This window comes from Pseudodesulfovibrio tunisiensis (assembly GCF_022809775.1).
GTDB lineage: Bacteria > Desulfobacterota > Desulfovibrionia > Desulfovibrionales > Desulfovibrionaceae > Pseudodesulfovibrio > Pseudodesulfovibrio tunisiensis.
Genome location: NZ_CP094380.1, coordinates 252540 through 276250 on the forward strand (window position 1 = coordinate 252540; position 23711 = coordinate 276250).

20 protein-coding genes are annotated in these 23711 nt (G+C 56.5%); 13 read left to right on the plus strand and 7 right to left on the minus strand.

Features of this window, described 5'->3' with window-relative positions:
- Positions 1-37 precede the first annotated feature (37 nt).
- Positions 38-883: a DUF169 domain-containing protein gene (locus tag MPN23_RS01315; protein ID WP_243545668.1), complete on the minus strand. Its 846-nt coding sequence runs from the start codon at positions 881-883 to the stop codon at positions 38-40.
- A 127-nt stretch (positions 884-1010) separates the two neighbouring features.
- Here MPN23_RS01315 and MPN23_RS01320 point away from each other — a divergent pair, with 127 nt between their 5' ends.
- Positions 1011-1907 (plus strand): LysR family transcriptional regulator, encoded by an 897-nt coding sequence (locus tag MPN23_RS01320; RefSeq protein ID WP_243545669.1) that lies wholly within the window; start codon positions 1011-1013, stop codon positions 1905-1907.
- 190 nt (positions 1908-2097) lie between these two features.
- Here the strand turns inward: MPN23_RS01320 and MPN23_RS01325 are convergent, their stop codons facing one another.
- The 4 genes from MPN23_RS01325 to MPN23_RS01340 form a co-directional block, all read right to left on the minus strand.
- On the minus strand, positions 2098-3978 hold the full coding sequence (locus MPN23_RS01325) for an aldehyde ferredoxin oxidoreductase family protein (protein WP_243545670.1): 1881 nt from the start codon (positions 3976-3978) through the stop codon (positions 2098-2100).
- 362 nt (positions 3979-4340) lie between these two features.
- Positions 4341-4817, minus strand: coding sequence for a MarR family winged helix-turn-helix transcriptional regulator (locus tag MPN23_RS01330; protein ID WP_243545671.1), 477 nt, complete (start codon positions 4815-4817; stop codon positions 4341-4343).
- A gap of 235 nt (positions 4818-5052) precedes the next feature.
- Positions 5053-5874, minus strand: a complete 822-nt coding sequence (locus MPN23_RS01335) for an IclR family transcriptional regulator (protein ID WP_243545672.1) — start codon at positions 5872-5874, stop codon at positions 5053-5055.
- Between the two features lie 77 nt (positions 5875-5951).
- Positions 5952-7517: a BCCT family transporter gene (locus MPN23_RS01340; protein WP_243545673.1), complete on the minus strand. Its 1566-nt coding sequence runs from the start codon at positions 7515-7517 to the stop codon at positions 5952-5954.
- A 521-nt stretch (positions 7518-8038) separates the two neighbouring features.
- Here MPN23_RS01340 and MPN23_RS01345 point away from each other — a divergent pair.
- From MPN23_RS01345 to MPN23_RS01400, 12 genes are all read left to right on the plus strand, one after another.
- Positions 8039-9088: a pyruvate ferredoxin oxidoreductase gene (locus tag MPN23_RS01345; RefSeq protein ID WP_243545674.1), complete on the plus strand. Its 1050-nt coding sequence runs from the start codon at positions 8039-8041 to the stop codon at positions 9086-9088.
- A gap of 3 nt (positions 9089-9091) precedes the next feature.
- A complete protein-coding gene (locus MPN23_RS01350) occupies positions 9092-9853 on the plus strand; it encodes a thiamine pyrophosphate-dependent enzyme (protein ID WP_243545675.1) in 762 nt (253 codons plus the stop codon).
- A complete protein-coding gene (locus tag MPN23_RS01355) occupies positions 9843-10400 on the plus strand; it encodes a 2-oxoacid:acceptor oxidoreductase family protein (RefSeq protein WP_243545676.1) in 558 nt (185 codons plus the stop codon). The genes MPN23_RS01350 and MPN23_RS01355 overlap by 11 nt, the downstream gene beginning before the upstream one ends.
- Entirely contained in the window at positions 10393-10608 is a 216-nt protein-coding gene (locus MPN23_RS01360) for a 4Fe-4S binding protein (protein WP_243545677.1), read from the plus strand. The genes MPN23_RS01355 and MPN23_RS01360 overlap by 8 nt, the downstream gene beginning before the upstream one ends.
- Before the next feature lie 52 nt (positions 10609-10660).
- A complete protein-coding gene (locus MPN23_RS01365) occupies positions 10661-12808 on the plus strand; it encodes an acetate--CoA ligase family protein (protein ID WP_243545678.1) in 2148 nt (715 codons plus the stop codon).
- A gap of 37 nt (positions 12809-12845) precedes the next feature.
- Positions 12846-14171, plus strand: a complete 1326-nt coding sequence (locus MPN23_RS01370; protein WP_243545679.1) for an NAD(P)/FAD-dependent oxidoreductase — start codon at positions 12846-12848, stop codon at positions 14169-14171.
- A 100-nt stretch (positions 14172-14271) separates the two neighbouring features.
- The gene (locus tag MPN23_RS01375; RefSeq protein WP_243545680.1) at positions 14272-14649 is read left to right on the plus strand and encodes a RidA family protein; all 378 of its coding nucleotides are present in this window, start codon (positions 14272-14274) and stop codon (positions 14647-14649) included.
- Positions 14650-14798: 149 nt separating this feature from the next.
- Entirely contained in the window at positions 14799-16061 is a 1263-nt protein-coding gene (locus MPN23_RS01380) for an MFS transporter (RefSeq protein WP_243545681.1), read from the plus strand.
- Between the two features lie 102 nt (positions 16062-16163).
- Positions 16164-17072, plus strand: coding sequence for a DMT family transporter (locus tag MPN23_RS01385; RefSeq protein ID WP_279388684.1), 909 nt, complete (start codon positions 16164-16166; stop codon positions 17070-17072).
- The gene (lpxB, locus tag MPN23_RS01390; protein WP_243545683.1) at positions 17029-18153 is read left to right on the plus strand and encodes a lipid-A-disaccharide synthase; all 1125 of its coding nucleotides are present in this window, start codon (positions 17029-17031) and stop codon (positions 18151-18153) included. The genes MPN23_RS01385 and lpxB overlap by 44 nt, the downstream gene beginning before the upstream one ends.
- A 1-nt stretch (position 18154) precedes the next feature.
- Entirely contained in the window at positions 18155-18946 is a 792-nt protein-coding gene (proC, locus tag MPN23_RS01395) for a pyrroline-5-carboxylate reductase (RefSeq protein WP_279388685.1), read from the plus strand.
- A gap of 498 nt (positions 18947-19444) precedes the next feature.
- Complete coding sequence (locus tag MPN23_RS01400; protein ID WP_243545685.1) at positions 19445-19873, plus strand: hypothetical protein; 429 nt, start codon at positions 19445-19447, stop codon at positions 19871-19873.
- Positions 19874-20039: 166 nt separating this feature from the next.
- Here the strand turns inward: MPN23_RS01400 and hpsH are convergent, their stop codons facing one another.
- Together hpsH and hpsG are read right to left on the minus strand one after the other, a co-directional pair.
- Positions 20040-20963 (minus strand): (2S)-3-sulfopropanediol dehydratase activating enzyme, encoded by a 924-nt coding sequence (gene hpsH / locus MPN23_RS01405; RefSeq protein WP_243545686.1) that lies wholly within the window; start codon positions 20961-20963, stop codon positions 20040-20042.
- A 114-nt stretch (positions 20964-21077) separates the two neighbouring features.
- Positions 21078-23549, minus strand: coding sequence for a (2S)-3-sulfopropanediol dehydratase (gene hpsG, locus MPN23_RS01410; protein ID WP_243545687.1), 2472 nt, complete (start codon positions 23547-23549; stop codon positions 21078-21080).
- Between the last annotated feature and the right edge of the window lie 162 nt (positions 23550-23711).

Genomic DNA, 23711 nt, shown 5'->3' on the forward strand with positions numbered 1-23711 from the left:
CCCGGGCAGTGCTTTGTCTTTTGCTGGGAAGGAGGAGTTACTCTTCCTCTCCCCACGCCTTGGCGCTGCGGGTGACTTTCTTGCGCACGTTTTTCCAGGCGGTTTCGTGGGTGAACATGGATTCCGGCAGGGTGGCCAGCATTTTTTCATAGAGGCTCAGGGGAACCGTGAAGGTCAGTTCGTCCGCCTTCATGAATTTTCTTGCCGAAGGATCGAAGCCGCCGATAACGGCTTTTTCCATGTCCCTTTCCTTGTAGTAGAGCGGCCAGCCGAGCATGTTGGTGCAGCCCGCGCCGAACGGGGAGACCACGCATTCCATGTCGCCCGTGGTGAAGACCGTATGGGTGAACAGACCGCTCAGCACCTCGGGGCGGGCAAAGAAGATCACGAATTCCGGCTTTTCGTCATCGGTGAATTGGGACAGGGGTTTGAAGATGCAATATTTGCCCGGGGCTTCGCGAGGGTTCACCCTGAGCATGAATTCGCGCATGGCATCGGGATTCGGCATGTAGCGCTCGCCGTGCACCGGTGTGCCCTCAAAGCCTGTGGAAACGTAATGTTCGATGAACCTGAGGTGGGGCTTCATCATGGAGCAGTAGTATACGCCTCCGATACAGCCGTATTCCTCTGTCGATATGAAGGCCGCGCCATGTTTTTTTCTCGCCAGCCAGACACTGCCCATGACGCAGGTGAAGCTCTTCATGACCTCCTGCATGTCCAATTCCCCCCGGTCCTCCAATTCGCGCGAGATGGGAGTTCCCTTTTTCGGACCGAAGGCGTTTTCCGGCTTGCTGTCCGAATAGTGGACACCGAAAGGCTCTTCCCCCAATCCGAGATGCTTCAGGAAGGTGGTGGTTCCGTCGAGTATCGGTTGCATCGTCATGTGTTCCTCCTTTGGCTTTTCGCCTGACGCCGAGTGGGCATGTTGTTTTTCGTCATGCATTTTCATATCATGCTCACAGATAAAATAAACATCGCATACGGAAAACTCTTTTCCTTTGGTGAGCATAATGATGCAGGATTTTCTCAATGACATGCCATTGCTGGTGGAAGTGGCAAGGCAGAAAAGTTTTTCCAAGGCGGCTGAAAAATTGGGAATTGGCGTTTCCACCCTGTCCCGGCGCATCAAGTTGCTGGAGAACCGGATGGGCGTGCTTCTCTTCTATCGCGATACTCGCAATGTCGAGCTCACGGACAGTGGTGCGTATCTGCTGGATCGGTGCGGTTTCGTTCTTGAAGAGGCAAAAAAAGCCCATGATTCCGTTGTGATGAATATGCAAAAACCGTCAGGACTTGTCCGCGTTTGCATGTTTTTGGACCTGTACGACGGGCTGTTCAGGAAGGTGCTGCTGGAATTTGCCGCCAACTGGCCGGAAATACAGATGGAACTGACGTTCATGGAGCAACCGGTTGATATGCGCACGGACCCTTTCGACGTGGCTTTCGTGACCGGGGTCCCCATTGCACCAGCACTGGTTGCCAGAAAGCTGATGACCATCAACCCCTTCCTGTACGCTTCGCCCAAACTGCTCGAGCGTTACCCCTTGCCCGAGGAACCCGCCGACCTGCACCGGCTGCCATGTATCGTGCTTCAGCGGTTCGGACGGCGCTGGCCCATGCATAACGGCAGCCGACAGGTCACGGTCGAAGTTGAGCCTCAATACAGCTTCAGCTCCGTGGAGATGTGCCGCGATTTTCTTTTGGCCGGCCATGGTGTGGCCATGATTCGAAAGGAGCGGGCCGAGGCGGATGAAAAGGCCGGACGGTTGGTGCGGTTGCTTCCGGACTGGAGCGGCGGATTCGTGCACGACGTGAATCTGGTCATGGGGTCAAGCGAGCTTCCGCAGAGGGTTCGGCTCTTCGTGGACCATGTGTTGTCCCGTTTTTCCTCTTGTCCTGCGGGCTAGCTTGGACTCGACCACGCCCCAAGGGGCTGGATGGGGGGCAGGGAAAGGCGACGGAAGTCTTTGCAACGAAAGGGGGATGTGGGCGCGCGGTGCGTACGGAATTCGATCCCGAACGCACCGCGTGCCTGTTGTTTCATGGGGCGAAATGGACACGCACAGGGCGAACCGTTCCGCCTGGATGGATGGCGATTCAATTCATGTAGCTGGTCAGTCCGAGCTCTTCGATCTTTTCAGGGGTCGGCACGCCGGTCTTCAGGTCCCAGCCGCAGGCTGTGTAGTATTCGTCCAGCAGCTCCTCGTAGTTGTCGATCACACAGTCGCTGTTGTCCTTGTACGCTCCGAATTCCGGGACGGAGCGGACGCGCTCGGGGAGCATGTCGTCCTTGCGGCGCAGACCTTCGCGCATGTTGAACATGCGCTGGAGGTTGTGGACCCGTTCGCCGACTCGTATCAGTTCGGCAGCATCCATGTCCCACCCCGTTGTAGCACTGAGCATTTCGGCCCAGTGTTCCGGATTGAGACCGGCATAGCTCATGAACTTGCAGGTGCACAGGATATCCGGGAGGATGAGTCCTCGTTGCAGAAGGGCGCATTCCGTGCCCTTGCCGATTTCGTCCCAGCGGTCGTATTTCTCGGGATCGCTGACGCCATGGGCGGTCATGCCCCAGTCCATCTTGCCCCGGTCATAGGCCATGGCTTCCAGAGGGTGAATGTGGCACATGCCCCGGTTTGCGGTTCCGTAGGCAATGCCCAGAATCTTGCCGGAGCGGGGATCGTGAGCAGGGCCTTCAAGCCCCTTGACGTGAATCGCGTATTTTTCCGTCCCCTTGCCGATGATTGCGGCAGCCTTGCGCACGCCGTTGGCCAGCACGTCGCCGATGCCTTGGCGGAAGACGATCTTTTCCAGAAGGACGGGGATCACTTCGCTGTTGCCCCACGTCAGGTCCATGCCTTCCAGCTCTTCCTCGGTGAAGATGCCGTTTTCATGGCATTCCATGGCAAAGGAGATCATGGCGCCGGTGGAAATGGTGTCCACGCCCCAACGGTTGCACAAATAGCTGCAATGAACCGCGACATCCATGTCCTTGTTCAGCAGGAACGACGTGAAAACACTGATGCTTTCATATTCGCCGCCTTCGTGGACCGGGGTCTTGTATTTGCCGTCCCCGACTTCGCAGACGCGGCCGCAGCCAAGGGGACAGCCGGAATAGCATTGTTTGGATTTGACGAGGTTTCTTTTCTGAAAATCGTCAAAGAGTTCGGCGGCCTGTCCCCAGCTGTTGGAACGCCAGTTCTTGGAGGGCCAGTCTCCGTCCTCATCATTGTCAACCATGTCTCCAATGGTGCCGAATTCGTTGAAACCGTCATGCATCTCGCTTTCCCGAACGGTTTTCATGGCCTTTCGTGATGCGGTCGTGAACTCCTTTGCGTCAGCATGGTCGGCCTTTTCCCTGCCGGAAACGGCAATGGCCAGGATGTTTTTTGCTCCCATGACCGTGCCGCCGCCGTTTCGGCCCGCGGCCCTGTCCCTGCACATGATGGAGGCAAAGGAAACGAGATTCTCTCCGCCCTGGCCTATGCACATGACGGACGGCTTCCTGTTGCCCGAGATCAACTCCTCTTCAAGAATATCGGTCTTTTCGTAGACGTCCTTGCCGAGAAGATGCGTGGCGTCTCCCAGATGGGCCTTGCCATCGGCAATGGAGAGATAGACCGGGGCTTCGGATTTGCCTTCGATGATCAGGATGTCGAACCCGGCCTTGCGCATGTCCGGGCCGAAGTTGCCGCCGCAGCGGGATTCCCCCCATGCGCCGGTCTGCGGGGATTTGAAGCAGACCATGATGCTGCCGCCGCCCGGGACCTGATTCGTCGTGAGTGGACTGGTTGCGAAAACGAGCTTGTTGTCTGCTCCCAACGGATCAACGCCTGCTTCCAGCTCGCGAAACAGGATTTCCGCTCCATAGCCTGCGCCGCCCACGAAGTTGCGGGCTGTCCTGGCGTCCATGGCCTCGGGAGTGCATGTGCCGGTTGTGAGGTTTACCCTCAGGATTTTTCCGGTATATCCTTTCATCGTGTTGTTCTCCGATCAAAAATCGTTTGAAGGAAGCGAATCCGTTTTCATGGATCACTTCGCGGTCTTTGCAAGGTGGACAGCTTTGCGAGCTACCCGCGCTTGGCGGAGCCAACACTCTCTGGTTTGGTTTGAGGTTGCTATAGCCTCATATGAATCAGGGAGTCAAAGGTCTTGTGGGATGAAGGATGTTGCGGAAGGACAGGAATGCCCTTGAGCCGTTGCCTGCGGCTTTTTACGAAGAGGTCTTTCCGGCTGGGGGGGGGGCGACAGGGGGGGATTATGCCCGCAATGTATTGGCAGGAGGAAGAAAATTGTTGCTGAAGAGGGGAAGGGGGACTTTCAGTGCTTCCGCGCAGGGATTAGTCGCCGAACAGTTCGGCAATCCGATTGTCCACGACGGTTTCAACGGCTGCGAGGATGGCGGCAGTCACTGCCAGTTGGGTGTCCGGAAATTCATCCAGTTGTTTGACAAGGGTTTCCAGATGGCGCTCGTGGAATTCCTTGTGGGCGTTGAAGGCATTCCAGCCTTCGGCCGTGAGGTAGGTCAGGATTTCCTTGTCGTTGTCCAACGCCTTCTCTTTTTTGACGAATCCCTTTTTCTCCAGCTTGCCGACCATTTGTGAGGCTGCGCTTTTTGTTACGCCCAGCACGTCGCCAATGGTCTTGATGTTGATGCCTTTCTGCTGGCCGATGGCATTCAGGCAATGGATTTCCTTGGCTGTCAGCCCGGTGTTTTTGCCTGTACGGATGGGGAGTTCCTCGATGCGCGAGTGTTTGTTGATGATGCGCATCAGGCGGCTCGTGAGCACCTTTATGGATTCGGCCTTGCTGTTCATGATTGTTTTGTAAAGTTCCTAAACCTTATTGTCAAGCGATGATGTTCGTATTGTCGGACTGGCAATTGTGCAAGCGCAAGCCTCGGGGGAGACGTTCTGTCGTGGGAGAGTCGTTCTCCAATCTTTCCATCTGTTGATATGGATGAAGAAGGTCCGCACCAGCGTTGCTCTGATGCGGACCTTCTTTCGTGATGAGTCGATGCAGGTCGGCTTTTGTGGTGCCGCCTCCCTGACGCTACGGGTTGACCAGAGCGTCGGCGATTGCGTGCAAATCGAAGCTGAAGGAACGAGGGGGTGCCTCGAACAGTTTTGAAGCTTCGACCGCTGCCAGGGGGATTTCCTGAAGCAGTTTTTGGGACAGGGTCTGATCCAGACGCACCGTGGGGACGGAGCAGCTGATGGTTGCGACGATTTTCCCCAAGTCATCGAACACGGGGGCGGCGATGCACCGTATGCCTTTGAACAGTTCCTCGAAGTCCAGACCGATGCCCTGTTCGCGGACAGCGGTGATTTCCTTGTAGAGGATGTTTATCTTGTCGGTATCGATGGCTGCGTCGCTGCTTCGCAGTTCCCTGATGAAGTTTCGCAGTTCGTCTTCGGGCAGGAAGGCGAGAAACACTTTGCCCGATGCTGAAAGATAGGCCGGGAAGGACGTGCCGATGATCGAATCCATGCGCAGGGCATGGTTGGATGTCGTCTGATGGATGACAACCATTTCCACGTCGGAAAGCACGCTCAGGTTCACGGTTTCATTCACCTTGTCCCGGAGTCCCTGAAGAACGGGCCGGAGCATGGAGACAATGTTGCTTTGCGACACGATCTGCTTGCCCAGCTTGTGGAACTTGAGGGTCAACGCATAGGAGCCGCCACGTTCCACTTGGCGGACATATCCCAATTCTTCAAGAGTTCGGAGAATGCGTTGCAGGGTACCCTTGGGAATGGAGCAGGCCGCATTGAGTGCCTTCAGAGTCCAGTTGCTTTGCGTAGCCATGGTTTCGATGACGAAAAGTGCTTTTTCCAAGGAACGCATCATGTAGTATTTTTCGTTCTGCGGCATGTGTTACCCAAAGGTCTTGTCTGTTGCTGGTTGTTAGTGAAAAAAAGTGCCTTCCAGCTAGCGGAAGGCACTTTCTGTTAGTTCTTTTCGGTTTCCGTGTCTAGCCAATCGGGTTTGCTTAACAAATATATACCATCCTTTACAAGTGAAATGCACATGGCAAAAGTGAATATCATCATGGGGAAGCCGGCAAGGGAGATGAGCCCTCGAACCGGTTCGATTCCTCCACATACGCAAAGAACGTAGGCAATGAGTCCGGTGACGATGCCCCAGATGATTTTCAGGTGCTTGGGCGGTTCCTCGCTGGCGCGGACTCCCTTGGTGGATATGATGGCCAGTGTGGCGACCAGCGAGTCCGTCATGGTTGCGAAGGAGAACACGATGGTGATGACGAATATCGCCATGAGTACCTTGCTGTACGGGAACTGGGAAAGCAGTATGTACACCATGGATTCCATGCCGAATTCATGAATGCCGGACCAGACATCGTACAGTCCGCTCCACTGGAAGAAGACCGCGGTGCCGCCAAAGGTTGCGATCCAGAAATGGCAGAACACGGTCGGCGGGATGATGTTGACCAGAATGAACTGGCGGATGGTTCGTCCCTTGCCCATGCGGGCCAGAAAGTGACCGAGCAGCGGAGCGAAGATGAAGAAGATTTCCATGTACGGGACGAGCCACTGCATGGGCCATTTGTCATCGACCTGCATGGTGTTGAGCAGCGTGCTGTTGCGGAAGAAGTTGTTCGCGAAGTAGCCGAACGACTCGACGCCGATTCCCAGAATGAACAGGGTGGGGCCCAGAAAGAGAACCAGCCCCATGAAGAAGAAGAAGGCTTTCGTGGTCCCGGAGGACAGGATGCGCATGCCTTTTTTCAGACCGGAATAGGAAGAGATGACATAGATGGGGATTATGATCGCTGCCGCAGCGGCCCAGGTCTTGTGGCCCGGTACGTAGTCGAAGATCATTCCGGTTCCGCTGCCTATCTGCATGAGCCCGGCCCCCATGCTGGTGGCAATGGCGCAGCAGAGGGAGAACAGACAGATCGCATGCACGGTTGCCGTCAGGACCGGGCGCGATTTTTTGGGGAAAAGTGCATACATTCCGGCAGCTACCGAGAGCGGATAGTTGCGATTGTAGCTCACCAGGGCGATGGCCACGCCACAGATGGTATAGAAACAGTACTGGGCGATGGTCCAGTGCAGCGTGGTTTGGGCGATGGCAAAAACGCCTGCGTCCTTTGTGCCGGGAGTGATGTGGAGGCTGAGAGGCGGTTGCATCATGTGATAGATGGGTTCCCCCATGGCCCAGAACAGAATGCCGATGCCGATGCAGCCGCACAGCGACAGGGCAAACCACTGCCAGAAAGTAAATTCCGGTTTGGCGTCCTTGCCTCCGAGTCTGATGTTTCCGATGGGGGAAAGGGCTATTCCCACGGTAAACATGATGATGATGATCGCCAAGGAGACTTCCAGCCACCCGAAGTTCACATGAATCCACTCCATGACCGTTTTCAGGATGGCCGCGAGATACTCGTGGTAGGTCAGTCCCAGGGTGATCCCGCCAAGCAATAGCAGGAATCCTGGCCAGAAGGTAAAATGGTTGAGTCTTCTTCGGTCGTCCGTTTCTCCTACTTTCGGCATAATTCCTCTCCTGCTTTTCCGAAGAACCGTGTCACAATTCGGGCGTTTTCTGGTTGCATCTCGGCAGCCAGGTGAGCAGCAATTCTAGCGGGGCGTTATAGGTGCAGTGACTCAAAAAGCTATACCGTTTCTCAACATGTTGTACCATTTTGTGGTAAGATTAAAAAAGTCGGACGATGATGTCAATATGCTTTCTGAATTTTACTGACGCTTTTCTATCCGGCTGGGTGATAAATATTCGCGATGGAGTGAGTAAATATCGAACTATAATAGTTGAACATGTGAAAAAAGCTCGATCAATATGCGGAGGGGGGTTGACGCGACGGCTTGGCTTAGCTAGGGTCAAAACAAGTGGTACAGAGTACCATAATGTGGAATGAGTTGACGCCCGACGGGGCGTAAAAAATTTTATCAAAATTGGTGGTACGCCATACCACATAGTGGGACCTAGTCGTTGCGATTAAAAGAACGAACCCTAACTGAAGTTCATTGAGGTAAGCATGACCCAGGAAACCTTGTTCTTGAAAAACACTGAGACTTTTGCCGAGAGTCTCGCCCGTTGCGGCGTGAAGTATCACTTCGCCTACCCGATCACTCCGGCGACTGATGTCATGAAGCGCATGGCCGTGATTCTGCCGAAATACGGCGGGCAGATGATGCAGATGGAAAGCGAGCTGGCCGTGTCCAGTGCTCTGGCTGGCGCAGCCTGTTCCGGGACCTTGGTGGCGACTTCCAGCTCCGGTCCGGGCATGACCCTCATGCACGAAGCCGTCGGCTTCATGTGCGCTGCGGAACTGCCTTGCATCATGCTCGATTCCATGCGTGTCGGTCCCGGCGACGGCGACATCCTCGGCGCCCAGAGCGACTACTATGTTGCCACTCGCGGCGGCGGACACGGCGATTACCATGTCATCGTTCTGGCTCCGTCCTCGGGCCAGGAGATCGCCGACATCATGCCGCATGGCATTCGGCTGGCCTACAAGTACCGCACTCCGGTTCTCTTTGTCGTGGACGGCGTCAGTGCCCAGACCACGGAATCCACGACTCTGCCTGCCTACAACGATTATTCCGCCGAATTCGATACCACGGATTGGGCGTTCACCGGAACGCAGGATCATCCCAAGCGGGCCCTCATCACCGGCAGCTATTCGCATCAGGATGGCTACGAGATGAACGAGATGCTTCGCGCCAAGTACGAAAGGATTCGCGAGAACGAGCAGCTCTGGGAATCCGAAGGGGTCGAGGACGCCGATCTGGTAGTCGCGGCATTCGGCATTCACGGCCGCATGTGCAAGGACCTCGTCGCCAAGATGCGCGCCGACGGCAAGAAGGTTGGCTTCATCCGGCCCATTACCCTGTGGCCCTTCCCGGATCGCGCCTTCGAAGCCCTGCCCGATTCCGTGAAGGACATTCTGGTGGTCGAGATGAACCTCGGACAGATGGTCGACGATGTCAGACTGGCCGTGAACGGACGGATTCCTGTCCATTTTCTTGGCAAGACCGGCGGAGACCTGCCCATGTACACCCTGTCAGACATGATTGCCGAAGCAAACAGAATTCTGGAGAAGTAAGCAATGGAAAATCTCAGCGCCAAATACGGGAAAACACTGAATCTGGACAAGCTGACCAGCTATTGCCCAGGTTGCGGGCACGGAATTGTGACCAGACTCGTGGCCGAGGCCATCGAAAAGCTGGGTGTCATGGAGCGGACCGTCGGCATCGTGGGCATCGGCTGTGGCGGATTCTCCCATCACTATATGGATATCGACGCCATCGAAGCCACCCATGGCCGTTCTCCCTCCTTTGCCATCGGTTACAAGATGGCAATGCCGAACAATATCGTCTTCACCTACGCCGGTGATGGTGACACCTGCGCCATCGGCCTTGGCGACCTGCTGCACGCGGCCAACAAGGGCATGCCCATCACCACCATCATGGTCAACAACACCGTGTTCGGCATGACCGGCGGCCAGATGTCCCCCACGACTCTGGAAGGCCAGGTCACGGCCACCACGGTCAAGGGCCGCGACACCTCCACGCAGGGCTATCCGCTTCTCGTGCCGGAAATGATGCGGGCCATGCCCGGCGTGAAATATCTGGCCCGGGAAACCGTTGCCACTCCCAAGGGAGTCCGCAAGGCCAGAAAGAGCATCCAGAAGGCCTTTGAATGTCAGGTCAAGGGACTGGGCTATTCCTTTGTGGAAGTCATCGTTCCCTGCCCGACCGGACTCAAGAAGAAGGTCAAGGATGCCTACGACTGGTGCGGAAATCAGATGATCGACTACTTTAAACCTCAGGTCTTCAAGGACGAAACGGAGCAGGGCGATGTTGCATAAGTGTATGTTTTCAGGTTCCGGCGGGCAGGGCTCCGCGCTTATGGCGAAAATGGTCTGCCTCGGCGCCATCAAGGAAAATCTGAAGGTCGTCATGACCCAGACCTATGGCATCGAGCAGCGCGGCGGCGACTCCACCGCATACGTCATCGTCTCGGACGAGGCCATCGGCAGCCCCATTGTGGAAAATGACGCGGACATCGCCGTGGCTCTCAGCCAGTCCATCTACGACAACTGTTTCGACGGCGTGGTGCCCGACGGCGTGCTGTTCACGAACAGCTCCATGGTGGAGAAGCCGAGGGATGCGGAAGGCTTTGAGCAGGCGTTTCTCCCGGTTTCGGATACTGCCGTTGAACTCGGCACCGTGCGTTGCGCCAACATGGTCATGCTTGGTGCGGTTCTGGCCAAGACCAAACTCCTGAAGCTGGAAACAGTGGAGGAAATCGTTCACGAGACCATGGGGGCCAAGAAGCCTCAGCTCGTCGGTTTGAACATTGATGCATTGCGGGCCGGATATGCCGCGATGGAAAAGGAGTGCTCCAATGGCTGAGAAACATCATGTCATAGATACGCGTCGTTGCAAGGCCTGCGGCCTTTGCGTCGACAACTGCCCCAAGGGTGTTCTCGCCATTGGCGAAAAGATCAACGGTCAGGGCTACAACTATGTTGTCCGCGCAAATCCGGACAAGTGCGTCCTGTGTGACATCTGCGGCACGATCTGTCCCGATATGGCTATTGGTGTTGTCGTAGAAAAATAATATTGATTCATCCCCGACCTGCATCGGGGATGAATTCGACAAGGAGTTTTCCATGAGCGATCTGGTACCTCTTTTTCAACCCAAAAGCGTCGCGCTGATCGGTGCTTCTTCCAATTCGAAGAAGTACGGTTACTGGACAGCGAAAAGCCTGATTGAAAACAGGTTCGATGGGGACATATATCTCATTTCCCGTTCCGGTGGCGAAATCTTCGGCCATCCCACGTATCCGGATATCCTTTCGGTGCCCGGTGAAGTGGATCTCGCCATTATCGCCATTGCCCCGAAATACATTCTGCCTGTCATGGAGCAGTGCGTCGAAAAGGGCGTCAAGTGCGCGATCGTTGTTTCCACCGGTTTCGGCGAGACCGGACCGGAGGGCAAGGAATTGGAGCGCAAGATGCTCGAGATTGCCCGCAAGGGCAACATGCGCGTGCAGGGTCCCAACTGCATGGGAACCTACAGCGCTGCCAAGAGCATGAATGCCAGCATCATCGATCTGGCCCCCGGCCCCATGAGTCTGGTGCTGCAAAGCGGCAATTTCGGCATCGACATCAATTTCAATGCGAAATCCAGGAACCTCGGCTACAGCTGCTGGGCCACGATCGGCAACCAGATGGACATGCGGTTCCACGATTTCGTTGAATATATAGAAATGGACGACAACACCAAGGTCCTGCTTCTGTACATGGAAGGCCTGCGTGTTGAAGACGAGGAAGACGGACGCAAGTTCATCGAAGCCGCCAAGCGGACTGCGGCCAAGGTCCCCATTGCTGCGATCAAGATCGGCCGCAGCGCTGCTGGAGCCCGTGCCGCCGCATCCCACACCGGTTCCCTTGCCGGAAGCGAAAAGATCTTCGATGCCGCGCTCAAGCAGGCCGGAGTCATTCGCGTGGACAGCCCCGGTCAGCTGCTGGATGCCGCTGAAACGTTCTCCAAGTGCAAACCCGCCAAGGGCAAGCGTATCGCCATTCTGACCGATGGCGGCGGACACGGCGTCATGGCCACGGACTTTGCCGAGAAGTTCGAACTGAAGGCACCGGTCCTTTCCGATGCAACGCAGGCCAAGCTGCGCGAAATCCTGATGCCGCATTGCCCCATCAAGAACCCGGTTGATCTGGCCGGAACGCCTGAAGCCGACATGTGGGTATTCGACCGCTGCCTGGATGTGCTGCTGAACGATCCGGATGTGGACGGCGTGGTCATCGTCGGACTCTACGGCGGGTATGCCGATCTGTCCGAGGAATTCAGGGTGCTGGAAATGGACGTGGCCAAGAGCATGGTCGAGCGGATTACCGCCAGCGACAAGCCGGTCGTCATGCATTCCATCTACCAGCCACAGCATCCCGAATGCCTGGACTACATCAGTGAACACGGAGTGCCTGTCTTTGGCGAGGTCGACGCCGCCGTCAGAAACATGGGGCTGATCGTCGAGTACAGCGATATCAGGAAGGCACTGGCTGAAGAGGCTGGCGAGGAACTGCCTGCCATGCCTTCCGACCGCAAGGAAAAGACCGAAGCCATCATTCAGGCTGTCAGGGATTCCGGCCGCACCAATCTGGTGGAAACGGAAGCCAGAAGCATTCTGCGTGCGTATGGCCTGAATATTGAAGAGGATTATCTGGCCACGAATGCGGATGAAGCTGCGGAATTCTACGGAAAGATCGGCGGCAAGGTCGTGATGAAGATCGTTTCCCCCGACATTCTGCACAAGACCGATGCCGGCGGCGTGGCATTGAACATCGATTCCGAGGACAAGGCTCGCGAGGCCTTTGAACGGCTGGTCGGCAATGGCCGTACGTACAAGTCCGATGCCGACATCTTTGGCGTCATGATGACTGCCATGCTTCCCGGTGGCGTCGAGTGCATCATCGGTTCGAGCCATGACAATACCTTCGGCCCCACAGTGATGTTCGGTCTTGGCGGTATTTTCGTGGAAATCCTGAAGGACGTTGCCTTCCGGGTCGCTCCGGTGAACATGCCGTCCTGCCGTAGCATGATTCGTGAAATCAAGGGACTGGGAATGCTTCAGGGTGCGCGTGGCAGCAAGCCTTGCGATCTGGAAGCGCTGGCTGAAACCGTGTGCGTCATTTCGCAGTTGGTGAATGAAATGCGCGGAATCGCGGAAGTCGATCTCAATCCCGTCTTTGCATTGGAAAAGGGCTTGGCCGTAGCGGATGCGAGAATCATTTTGCACGACTAAGGCATAAAGCAAAACCACATAACAAGAGGGTTGTATCATGCGTGAGGTGAAGCTGTATCCCACAACCACGGGTCAGGGCTGGCTGGAAATGTCCGCGTACAAGGACCATCAGTTCAAGCACCATTCCGAAATCAAGAACAAGTACGACTATATTGTCGTTGGCGCCGGTTACGGCGGACAGGCTGCGGCGCGGCATCTGGCCGAGCTCCATCCGGATGCGGATATCGCCGTGTTCGAAGCCATCAAGATCGGCAACAACGACAGCGGCAAGAACGCCGGTTTCATCATCGACGTGCCGCACGACTTCGGCGACCAGGGCGCTTCCTCCTTCGAGGAGAATCAGAGGTACTTCAGGCTCAATACCTTCATCATCAACTGGATGGAAGAGACCATCAAGAACAATGGTATTGAAGACGTTGATTGGGACCATTGCGGCAAGTACCTCTGCTGCGCCGAGGAAAAGAGCTTCAAGCTCATGCAGCACGAGATGGACGAACTCAAGAGGATGAACTGCTCCTACGAGGTCGTCGAGGGCGAGGACCTGTACCGCCGTACCGGCACCCGGTACTACAAGAAGGCCCTGTACACCTCAGGCACCGTGCTCATCAACCCGGCTGACGTGTTGCGCGGCATGTTTACCGTGATGCCCGAGAACGTTGACGTTTTCGAGGAATGCCCGGTCATGCGCATTGATGAAGGCAGCCCGACGAGCATCGTGCTCAGGAGCGGACAGCGGGTTCAGTCCAAGTTCGTTCTGGTTACCGGTGGTCCCTTCATCCAGGAATTCGGCATCGTCAAGAAGGTGTTCTGCCCGGTGCTTTCCTACGGTGCGTTCACCCGCCAGTTCACGGACGAGGAGATGCGTCACCTCGAAGGCGTCAAGCCCTGGGGCTGTACTTCCGGTCACCCCGCCGGAACCACTGTCCGGTTCACCCGCGACAATCGCATCTTCGTGCGCAACGGCTTCTCCTTTGCAACCCACCTGACCACCTCGCATCAGCGCATCATGCGGTCCATCCCCAAGCTGCGCAAGGCGTACGAGAGTCGCTATCCCGAACTCAAGCACGTCAATTTCGAGTACGTCTATGGCGGGATGATCAATATGACCATGAACTTCCGCCCGTTGATGATGCAGAAGTTCCCCACCGTGTTTGCATCGGCCTGCGGCGAAGGCGCGGGCGTGGCCAAGACCAGTCTGCTCGGCTACTACCTGGCGGAATGGGTCAGCGGAATCTCCAGTGATCGCTTGGAATTCCTCAAGGAGATCTCCACTCCCAAGCGGCTTCCGCCCGAACCGTTCCTGACCATGGGCGCCAAGTGCAGGCTCATGTACGAAGAGTTCAACGCGAAATCCGAAATATAACACTATCACCTCCCTCGCCAACTCCTGCATGATGGGGGAGGATGCTGATATCACCCTCGGCATCCTTCCCGCAGGAGCCCCTTATCCAAAGGAGAATGAAATGGAATTCTTTAATTCTGCCGAATCCTGTGAAGCGATAGGCCCTTACAGCCACTGCGTGAAGGCCGGAAATACCTATTACATCTGTGGTCAGGTCCCGTTTCATCCCGTGAACGGCAATGTCGTCGGGATCGACATCAAGCAGCAGACCTTTCAGACCCTGATCAATCTCAAGGCCGTACTGGATGCCGCCGGACTCGATATCTCGGACATTGCCAAGACAACCGTGTTCCTGAGCACCATGGACGACTTTGATGGCTTCAATGAAGTGTATGCCGAATTCATGGGAAATCACCGTCCGGCCCGCCTGTGTCTGGGAGCGAATGAACTCGCTCACGGCTGCCTGCTGGAGATGGATGCGATAGCCTACAAGGAATAAGCCTGCCATTTTCAAATGTATTGTGTCCCCTTTCCGTAATCCACTTCCAAAAAGGAGAGAGTGCAATGGCGCCTGTAGGAAAAAACGGAATTTGCTTTGATGATGCTCCTTTCTCCGCAATTCACAAGAAAATTGCGGTCGGCACCTATATGGGGCAGATTTGTGACGGGTACATTCTTGGCATTGTCGGAATCGCCCTGACATATGCCGCCGGTCCTCTGGGACTCGACGGGTTCTGGATGGGATTGGTTGGAGCCGGTTCCCTTTTCGGCATTCTGCTCGGAAGCCTGCTGACCGGGATCATCATCGACCGTTTGGGACGAAAGTCCACGTTTGCCTGGGTCGCCATTGTCAGCCTGGCGCTGTCTCTGGTGCAGTTCTTCATTTCGGATACATTGCTGCTGGTGATCGTGCGATTCCTGCTGGGCATGTGCGTCGGTGCCGACTACACGGTCGGCGTTGCCCTGCTGAGCGAATGGACTCCCGAGAAGATTCGGACGAAGATGATGAGCTGGCTCATGGCCGCCTGGACCTTCGGCTACATCATTTCCTACTTCCTCGGATTGCTCATCGCCTCCATGGGCGACATGGGCGAAAACGGCTGGCGCTGGATCATCTGTTCTTCGGCCGTGTTTGCCCTGATCACTCTGGCTGTCCGCCTTGGAACGCCTGAGTCGCCGGTATGGCTGCAGGCCCAGAACCGTGCGAAGGAGGGCTTGGCTCTCATCCAGATGCACATCGGAAACGGGTACAGGCTGCCGGTCGAGGAAAAGCAGGTGGCTTCCGCATCCCTGCTCAGGCTGTTCAGCCCGGAATTGTGGCGCAGCACCGTGACGTCCTGCACCTTCTTCCTGTGTCAGGTGCTTCCCTTCTTTGCCATCAGCATCTTCCTCCCGGTCGTCGTGGAGGGATTGCACATCGCCAATCCGCACGCCTCCGGAATGCTCTACAACGGATTCACCATGGTCGGCGTGCTGATCGGCATTCTGATTGCCGACAAGATCTCGCGCCGGGCGTTCCTGATGTGGACCTTCTACGGCGCGGGTGCGGTGCTGACGCTCATGACCGTCTGGCAGAACATGCCTCCGACCATCGCGTTGGTTCTTCTGGCCACCTTCTCCACGGTTCTGGCCATTTCCATCGTGGCGGAGTGGCTCTATCCGCCGGAACTGTTCCCGACCGAGCTTCGCGGCTCCGGTGTGGGGCTGACCATTGCCGCCAGCCGCATCGGCGCGGGCATGGGCACCTGGATGCTCCCCGTCATCATGGAACAGTACGGCGTGACCGTGACTCTGGGATGCTGCATCGCCACCCTGCTGATCGGCGGTGTCGTCTGCCAGCTTCTGGCTCCGGAAACCTCGCCCAAGTTCGTTAACCGCGTTTCAACGGCAAAGGCGCATGTCAACGCATAGAACATAATCGATATACTCCCGTTGTGGGGATGTCTCTCGGGATCGCCCCCCGGAGGCATCCCCCTTGCTGCAAAGCGGTAACCGTCTTCAAGCGAGTTCGCCATGAACAGGGCCTTTTCCGGGTATGGGTTTGTCATTCTGGCCTCTTTCTGCTGGTCGTTGATGACGCTGCTGTCGAGAAATCTGTTTGCGGCAGGTCTTGCTCCGCTGGAGATTTCCTTCTGGCGAGCCTTTCTGGGATGCCTGTGCTTCGGAATCCATGCCGTCTGCCTGCATTCGTTGAGAATCAGACCGAGTCGGGCCCTTCTGTTCATGGTCTGGGGCATGTTCGGAGTTGGCGGCCTGTACTATGTGCTGTTCATGTCCATGCGGCACAGTGGTGCGGCCATGGGGGAGATTCTGCTGTACACGGCTCCGGTCTGGGTCGCCGTGTTTTCAAGATTCATTTCGCATGAGGAAGTTTCGAAAAAACGATGGCTGGCCATTGGCACAGCTCTTTGCGGCGTGATTTTTCTGGCGGCTTCCGGCGGAAGCATGCAAACCGAGCCCTCGCTTCCGGGCATACTGTGCGGTGTGGCTTCCGGACTCTGCTACGGCTTGCAGTATCCTTTTCTGAACTACTGGCAAAGGAAGTACGAGACCGAAGTCATCTATGCGTACATGCAGCTTGGGGGGGCTCTTGTTTTGCTGCCGTTCATTACGTTTCACGTGCCGTACACTGCACAGACATGGCTTGATCTCGCGATGACTGCGGTCTTTACCGGCTACATGGCATTCTGGGCGTATGGGCAGAGTCTGAAGCGCATTCCCCAGGTGCATGTCGCGGTGTTCTGCAATCTGGAACCGATTCTGGGCACGATCTGGGTGTGCGTTTTCTGGGGTGAGAATTTCAGTGTTGCCGGCTGGATCGGGTTTTCCCTGATCATTCTTGCGGTCTCCATGCTGGCATTGGAATTGCGGAGGAATGGTGTTTCGAAAAGTATGGATAAATTGCAGCGAAGCGTCCGGTGACATGTATGCCGGGGCCTTGACCCGGGAAATGCTCAGGTTGTGTCCGGGGCTGGAGATCGGGGGCATGGGGGGCGCGATGTTTTCCCGGGCCGGGGGCGTGGTGCATTTCCCTATGGAGCTGATCTGCTTTTCCGGTTTTCTGGATGTACTGCGCGGCTTGCCGGGCATTTTCCGTTTGCAGCGGAGGATTGTCGAATTCTGGAAGCGCGATCGCCCCGACTGCATTGTCATGGTCGATTGCCCGGATTTCAACATCCCTCTCATCAAGGCGGCGCGTACCATGAACATTCCGGTGTACTACTTCATGGCGCCCCAGTTCTGGGCCTGGAAGCAACAGGGCATGAAGACCATGCAGAAGCATGTGCGCAACATCATCTGCGCCTTGCCGTTCGAGCCGGAATATTTTCAGAACAGAGGGTGCCGAGCCATATATGCCGGGCATCCGCTTCAGGATATCATTCCGTTGCAGTCGCTCGACCGGATTGCTCCGAACCAGCGTCAGATCGGCATCATGCCGGGCAGCAGGCGAAAGGAGGTTGCCTTTCTTCTGCCGGATTTTGCCGAGGCAGCGCGGCGGATTCGGCGAAACATGCCCTGGATGACGTTTCGCATTGCCCGGGCTCCGGGCATAAGCGAAAAGCATCTGCGGCGGTTCTGGCCGGACGATCTGCCGGTTGCCATTGTGGAGCCCGAGGAACGCTTTCAGATGATTCGGGAATCCAGTCTGGTTCTGGCTGCCTCCGGCACTGCCACGTTTGAAACCGGCCTGATCGGCACGCCGACCATCGTGAGCTACAAGCTGGATCGTCCGGCCGCGTTTCTCGTGCGGCGGTTGGCCTTTTCCCGGTTTGTCAGTTTGACCAACATCCTGTTCCAGAAGGAACTCTTTCCCGAATATCTGCAGGAAAGGGCCAACGCGGACAGCTATTATCGTCAGATTGTCGCCTGGCTGCGCAATCCGAATCATTTGTCCGATCTGCGCAACAAGTTGCAGGAGTTGCGGCATATAGCAGGGCCGACCGGCGGAATGACGGCAGCGGCCAGAACAATTCTTGCCAAAAATACAACCGTGGAGGCGTGATATGAACGTTGGTTTTCTGGGAACCGGAAATATGGGAGGAGCAATTATCCGCGCTCTTGCCGGAACCCGGGGCTTTACCTTGTACGGCCTGAATCAGACTCGTGGCAAGCTGTTGAAACTGGCCGAAGAAACCGGGCTTGTTCCGTGTCGGAGTGTGCAGGAGCTGACGGAGAAATCCGATTTCATTGTTCTGGCCGTCAAGCCGCAGCAGGTGCAGGGAATCTGGCCTGAAATGGTCCCTGCGCTGACACGGGAGAAGTGTCTGGTGTCCATTGCCGCGGGGCTGACCCTGGAGTCCCTCCAGAATAGCATCCGCAACATTTGTCCGGTCATCCGGGCCATGCCCAACACCCCGGTGCTGATTCAGGAAGGCGTGACCGCCATTTGTCAGGATGACGAGACACTTACCGAACAGCAGAAGGCATTTGTCCAGCGCATGTTTCAATCCTTGGGGGATGTGCATGTTTTGACCGAAGATCAACTCGACGTCTTTACCGCACTCATCGGGTCTGGGCCGGCATTCATTTTCTATCTCATCGAAACCATGATCGAATCCGGTGTCGAACTCGGACTGCATCGGGACGTTGCTTCCCCCATGGTCAAGAAGCTTTTTGCCGGGGCGAGCCGCATGGCGGAAACGTCCGCGGAACATGTCAGCATGCTCAAGGAGATGGCCATTGCTCCGGCCGGGACCACCATTGCCGCATTGACGCATTTCGATCGGACCGCAGTGCGCGGAAACATCATGGATGCAGTGCGCAAGGCATATGAGCGCAGCAGGGAGCTTGGCTGATTTCCGAGGGGCCATTCCGCTTGTGGAATGGACGACTTCATCGGCTCGGTACCTTTTGGCATGTTGTGCCCCGTCGGGGTGTATATGTGCTGCAATTTTTGATAGGCAGAGGAACCGCATGCATGCGGTTCCTCTGCCTTGATGCTTTTGGCATGCGCCTTTCGTCCGGGCGGGAATTCCCTCGAACCATTCAGTTGACGATGCAAGGAGGGGCCATGCAATGCCCTCGATGCGGTTCAAGCGGACCGCACAGACTTTTCGGACCGATAACCTCGCGGATGCATCGGCGTTTTTTCGCGAACAGGATTTCGCTGGACAAGCGCATGCATCGGTTGAGAAGCAAACGCATTCTCACATCCGACGACATGCCTGTCCCGAAAATCGAGGTGAAGGTGATTGATCCGGCCCCAGGCAGGGCTGACAGGAGTCTCAAGCGGACTGGCGCGTTTCTGAACACGGGAACGAGGTATCAATGCTGCCACTGCGGGAAGATTTTCAATGGCTGACAATCCTTGGTTTCAGGAGCGGAAGGGCAGGGAGCTGGATGAAGAGGAGAAGCGCGAGCTCGATCTGATGCGGGCTCGTTACGGGCAGATTCTGTCCCATCTTGTTGCGTATTCCGGCATGCTGGCTGCGGCAAACATCGCTTTCGTGGCACTGCATTGCAGCGTGTTCGAGGATGTCGCGCAGCCCCGGGGATGGCTGTTCTATCTGCCGATAGTCCTGTTCGCGCTTTCCATGCTCATATGCCTTTGGGTGTTTACCCCCAGATACAAGGTCCGCTCCGAAATGCAATACATGGATCAGGTCTACATGGCGGACGAGCAGGAGATCCTTTCCAGCACCCGCTGGCTCCGGGGCGCCTTTGGTCTGTTCTGCCTCGGCCTGGGCTGCCTGATCCTGCATTACTGCATTGCCTGCCTGTAGCCTTTGAAAGGGTGTCTGTTTTGCAACGGCAAAGGCAGCCTCGAAAGGCTGCCTTTGTATCACCTTGCCGAGGGGGAGAAGAGAGGAAGGCAGGTGTGGTATGCAAGGGGCGGTAGGCTGATATGCCATTCAGGGACAGACATATCAGCCTACTGGGGGAAAGAGGTCATTTCGCCTTGCCGAAGCGTTCGTTGGCCATGATTTCCATGGGTTTGACCGAGCGCATGAATTCCTCGGAGATTTCGGCCTTGCCCATGGGAAATTCGCGGCCGAGATAGGCGTATTTGGGCTGGCCCATCCTGTGGTAGGGCAGCATTTCGTAGCGGACGTTCGGGCGGACCGGCAGAAAGCCGATGATTTTCCGCAATTCCTCGGCATTGTCGTTGAAGCCGGGAATCACGGGCGTTCTCACCAGAATGGACAGGTTCGGGAATTCCTCGATGGCCCTGAGAATGTTTTCCTTGATGAGCTGATTGCCCACGCCGGTTCCCTTTTTGTGCAGGTCTTCGTCGAACGCCTTCAGGTCGACCATGAGCTGGTCGAGGTTGGCGCAGAATTCCCTGAACACTTCCCATTTCACGCAAGCGCAGGATTCCATGGCCGTATGGATGCGTCGGCGTCTGGCTTCCTTGAGCAGGGCAATACCGAATTCGGGCTGGGCCGTGGCCTCTCCGCCGGAAAGGGTCATGCCGCCGCCGGAACGCGCGTAGAAAAGCGATTCCTTTTCCACTTCCTCGATCACTTCGTCCACGGTCATTTCCTTGCCGTAGACATTCAGCGCACCAGCCGCACAGTTGTCCGCGCAGGTGAAGCAGTGCTGGCACTTGTCCGGATTCATCATGATGAGATTGTCATCGGTCTGCGAAATCGCGTCGTTGGGACATTTCCTTATGCAACGGGTGCATTTGTCGGTGCCGAGGCAACGGTCGGGATTGAAGCCCATCTCAGGCTGCCTGAGCTGGGATTCCGGATTGCTGCACCAGAAGCAGCGCAGAGGGCAGCCTTTCAGAAAGACAAGGGTTCTGATTCCGTTTCCGTCATGGACGGAGAAATTCTGAATGTTGAAAACTATACCTTTCGTAGCGTTCATGGGGCTTGCTCTTTGTAATCGGTCCGACCTGTGCGGAAAAGACGTTTGTGGAAAATCGGGGAAACAGGGGGGCAGTCCGAAACTGCCCCCCTGAGGTCCTACATGGTCAACCGGCTACATCATCTGATGTTCGGTGCGGTTGATGATGTCGTTCTGCAGGTCGCGGGAAAGGTCGCAGAAGTATGCGGAGTATCCGGCGATGCGAACGATGAGATCGCGGTAGTTGTCAGGATCCTTCTGAGCGGCGATCAGGGTTTCGCGGTTCACGATGTTGAACTGCAGGTGCCAGAGATGGAGGTCGCACCAGGTGCGGATCATGTCCACGACCTTGCGGGTGCCTTCCTCGCCCTCGACGACCTTCGGGGAGAGCTTCACGTTGAGCAGACGGGAAGCGCGGTTCATCAGGCCGTTGTTCTTGGAGTGGTAGTTGGACATCAGAACAGCAGTGGGGCCCTTCTTGTCGGCGCCGTGAGAGGCGGAGGAACCGTCGGAAAGGGCAGTCCATGCCGGACGACCGTTCGGGGTCGCGGAAACGACCTTGCCGAAAGGCACGTGCGAAGTGATGGGCACGTAGCGAACGTCGAGGTTCACGCCGCGTTCCAGAGAGTACTTGTGGGCGAACTCCTGGCAGACGCTATCCAGCTCGCGGGCAATGGTGTCCGCATAGGGATCGTTGTTGCCGTAGCAGGGAGCGGTCTTCAGGATTTCGCGGACTTCCTCATGTCCCTCGAAGTTGGCATTGATGGCATCCACGACTTCCTTCATGGTCAGCTTCTTGTCCTCGAAGACCAGCTTCTTGATGGCGCTCAGGGAGTCGACAACCGTGCCGTAGCCCAGGAATTCGAAGTAGGAGTATTCCAGACCGCCTTCGATGTGCTGGCTCTGCAGGTCCTTGCCCTTGTCCATGCACAGGTCGTGCAGCACGGAGGCAAACGGGGTCGCGAAGTGCTCGGGGCGCAGGCAGTCCACGATGTACTGCTGGCGGAAAGCCTTGGCGAGCAGGTTGTGGTGCTGCTTCAGGTAGGCTTCGTGGAATTCGTCCCAGGTCTTGAAGGTGGTGGGATCGCCGGTTTCCAGACCCACGACTTCGCTGCCGTACTTGAGCATGCGGCCATTGTGCATGGTCATCTCGATGGCAGTGGCAAAGTTGATGTACACGCAACCGGAAGTGTAGGTTTCGATGTTCGGCATGCGGGCTTCGGTGCAGCCGGAAACCGAGTAGTCCAGAGCCTGATCCAGAGGCGCGCCCTTGATCGCGTACAGGGGAACGATTTCCTCGTCATTGATCAGCTTGGGGAAGCCGGTGCCGTCCTTGATGGTCAGGGCGACTTCGTGGATGAAACGTTCCGGGCTGCGGGAGTGGATGCGTGCAGCCAGGTCAGGGTAGTTCATGGGGAATTCGCGCTTGGATTCCAGGAACAGGTAGGTCAGTTCGTTGGTCGCGTCCTTGCCGTTCGGGGTCTGGCCGCCGATGGTCACGGCTTCCCAGTGGGCATAGCCCTCGTTGAACTCGTTGCCGGTGGGGTTGATGTACAGGTCGATGAACTGAGCCATCTCGACCCACATGTTTTCCAGCAGCTCCTTGGCACCTTCCGGGGTCAGCACACCGGCCTTGATGTCCTGTTCGTAGTAGGGGAACAGGTACTGGTCCATGCGGCCGTTGGAGATGATGGCGGAAGCCTTCTGCTCGATGCGGGAGAACATCTGGGTGAACCACTGGGACTGCACGGCTTCATGGAAATTGCGGGCAGGCTCGGCAGGCACGCGTTCGCAGATTTCGGCAAGCTTGAGCAGCTCGGCCTTGCGGGTCTCGTTCTCTTCGGCGGCAGCCAGTTCGCGAGCCAGATCGGCATGGCGGCGGCTCCAGAGCATGATGGCGTCGCACACGATGACCATGGCTTCGTAGAACGGCTTCTTCTCCCACATTTCGATCGGGCTTTCGTGGTCGAGGGAGTCCAGACGTTCCTGGGCTTCACGCTGGATGTCCTTGAAGCCGCGCTTCAGCACCTTGGGGTAGTCGTGCACCCACTGCAGGGCGGAGCGGTAGGAAGAGGTCTCGGAGACAACGAACTTGGACTTGAGGCCGCTGTCGTCGTCGTAGGTCACGCCGCGCAGGTCCTCGGGCATGGCATTGTTCAGGTGCTCATGATAGGTCCGACCCTTCCAGTAGGGAGCGATGTCCTCGAGAACGATCTTGACTTCTTCCGGGGTGATCTTGAACGGGCTCTTTTCGCGTTTGTCCAGATCGGCGAGAGTGAAGTAGAAGTCGCCGTCGATTTCGGGGTAGAGGATGCCGTAGCGGCCGAGCTTGCCGGAGCGGCCGGCGAGCAGGGAATTGGGAGTGATGTACACGGTCATCTTCTCGGCGCAGTTCAGCAGAGCCTTGGCCCAGCGAAGAACCAGAGGCTGGCCCTCGGTCAGCTTCATGGATTCGGTGAAGTAGCGGGCACGCTCGATGTCGATGTACGGGGTGGTCATGTGAAAGGAATCGAGGATTCCGTAAACGCGTTCGCGGCCGGAACGGTCCATGCTCTTCTTTTCGATACGCTCTTCCTGAGGGGAGAGGCAGCAATCCAAATTATACATCAGAGTTCTCCAGCAAAAAGGTTCAAGTTCATTAAATCCTGGAAATTTACCGTTACGAACAATCGCTGCTTGAGCGCCTTGCCCGCAGCATGCCTCCACATAAGCAACGACAGTGCCAATTTCATAACATGCTGTATTAAATGATAAAATAGGTAGACACGA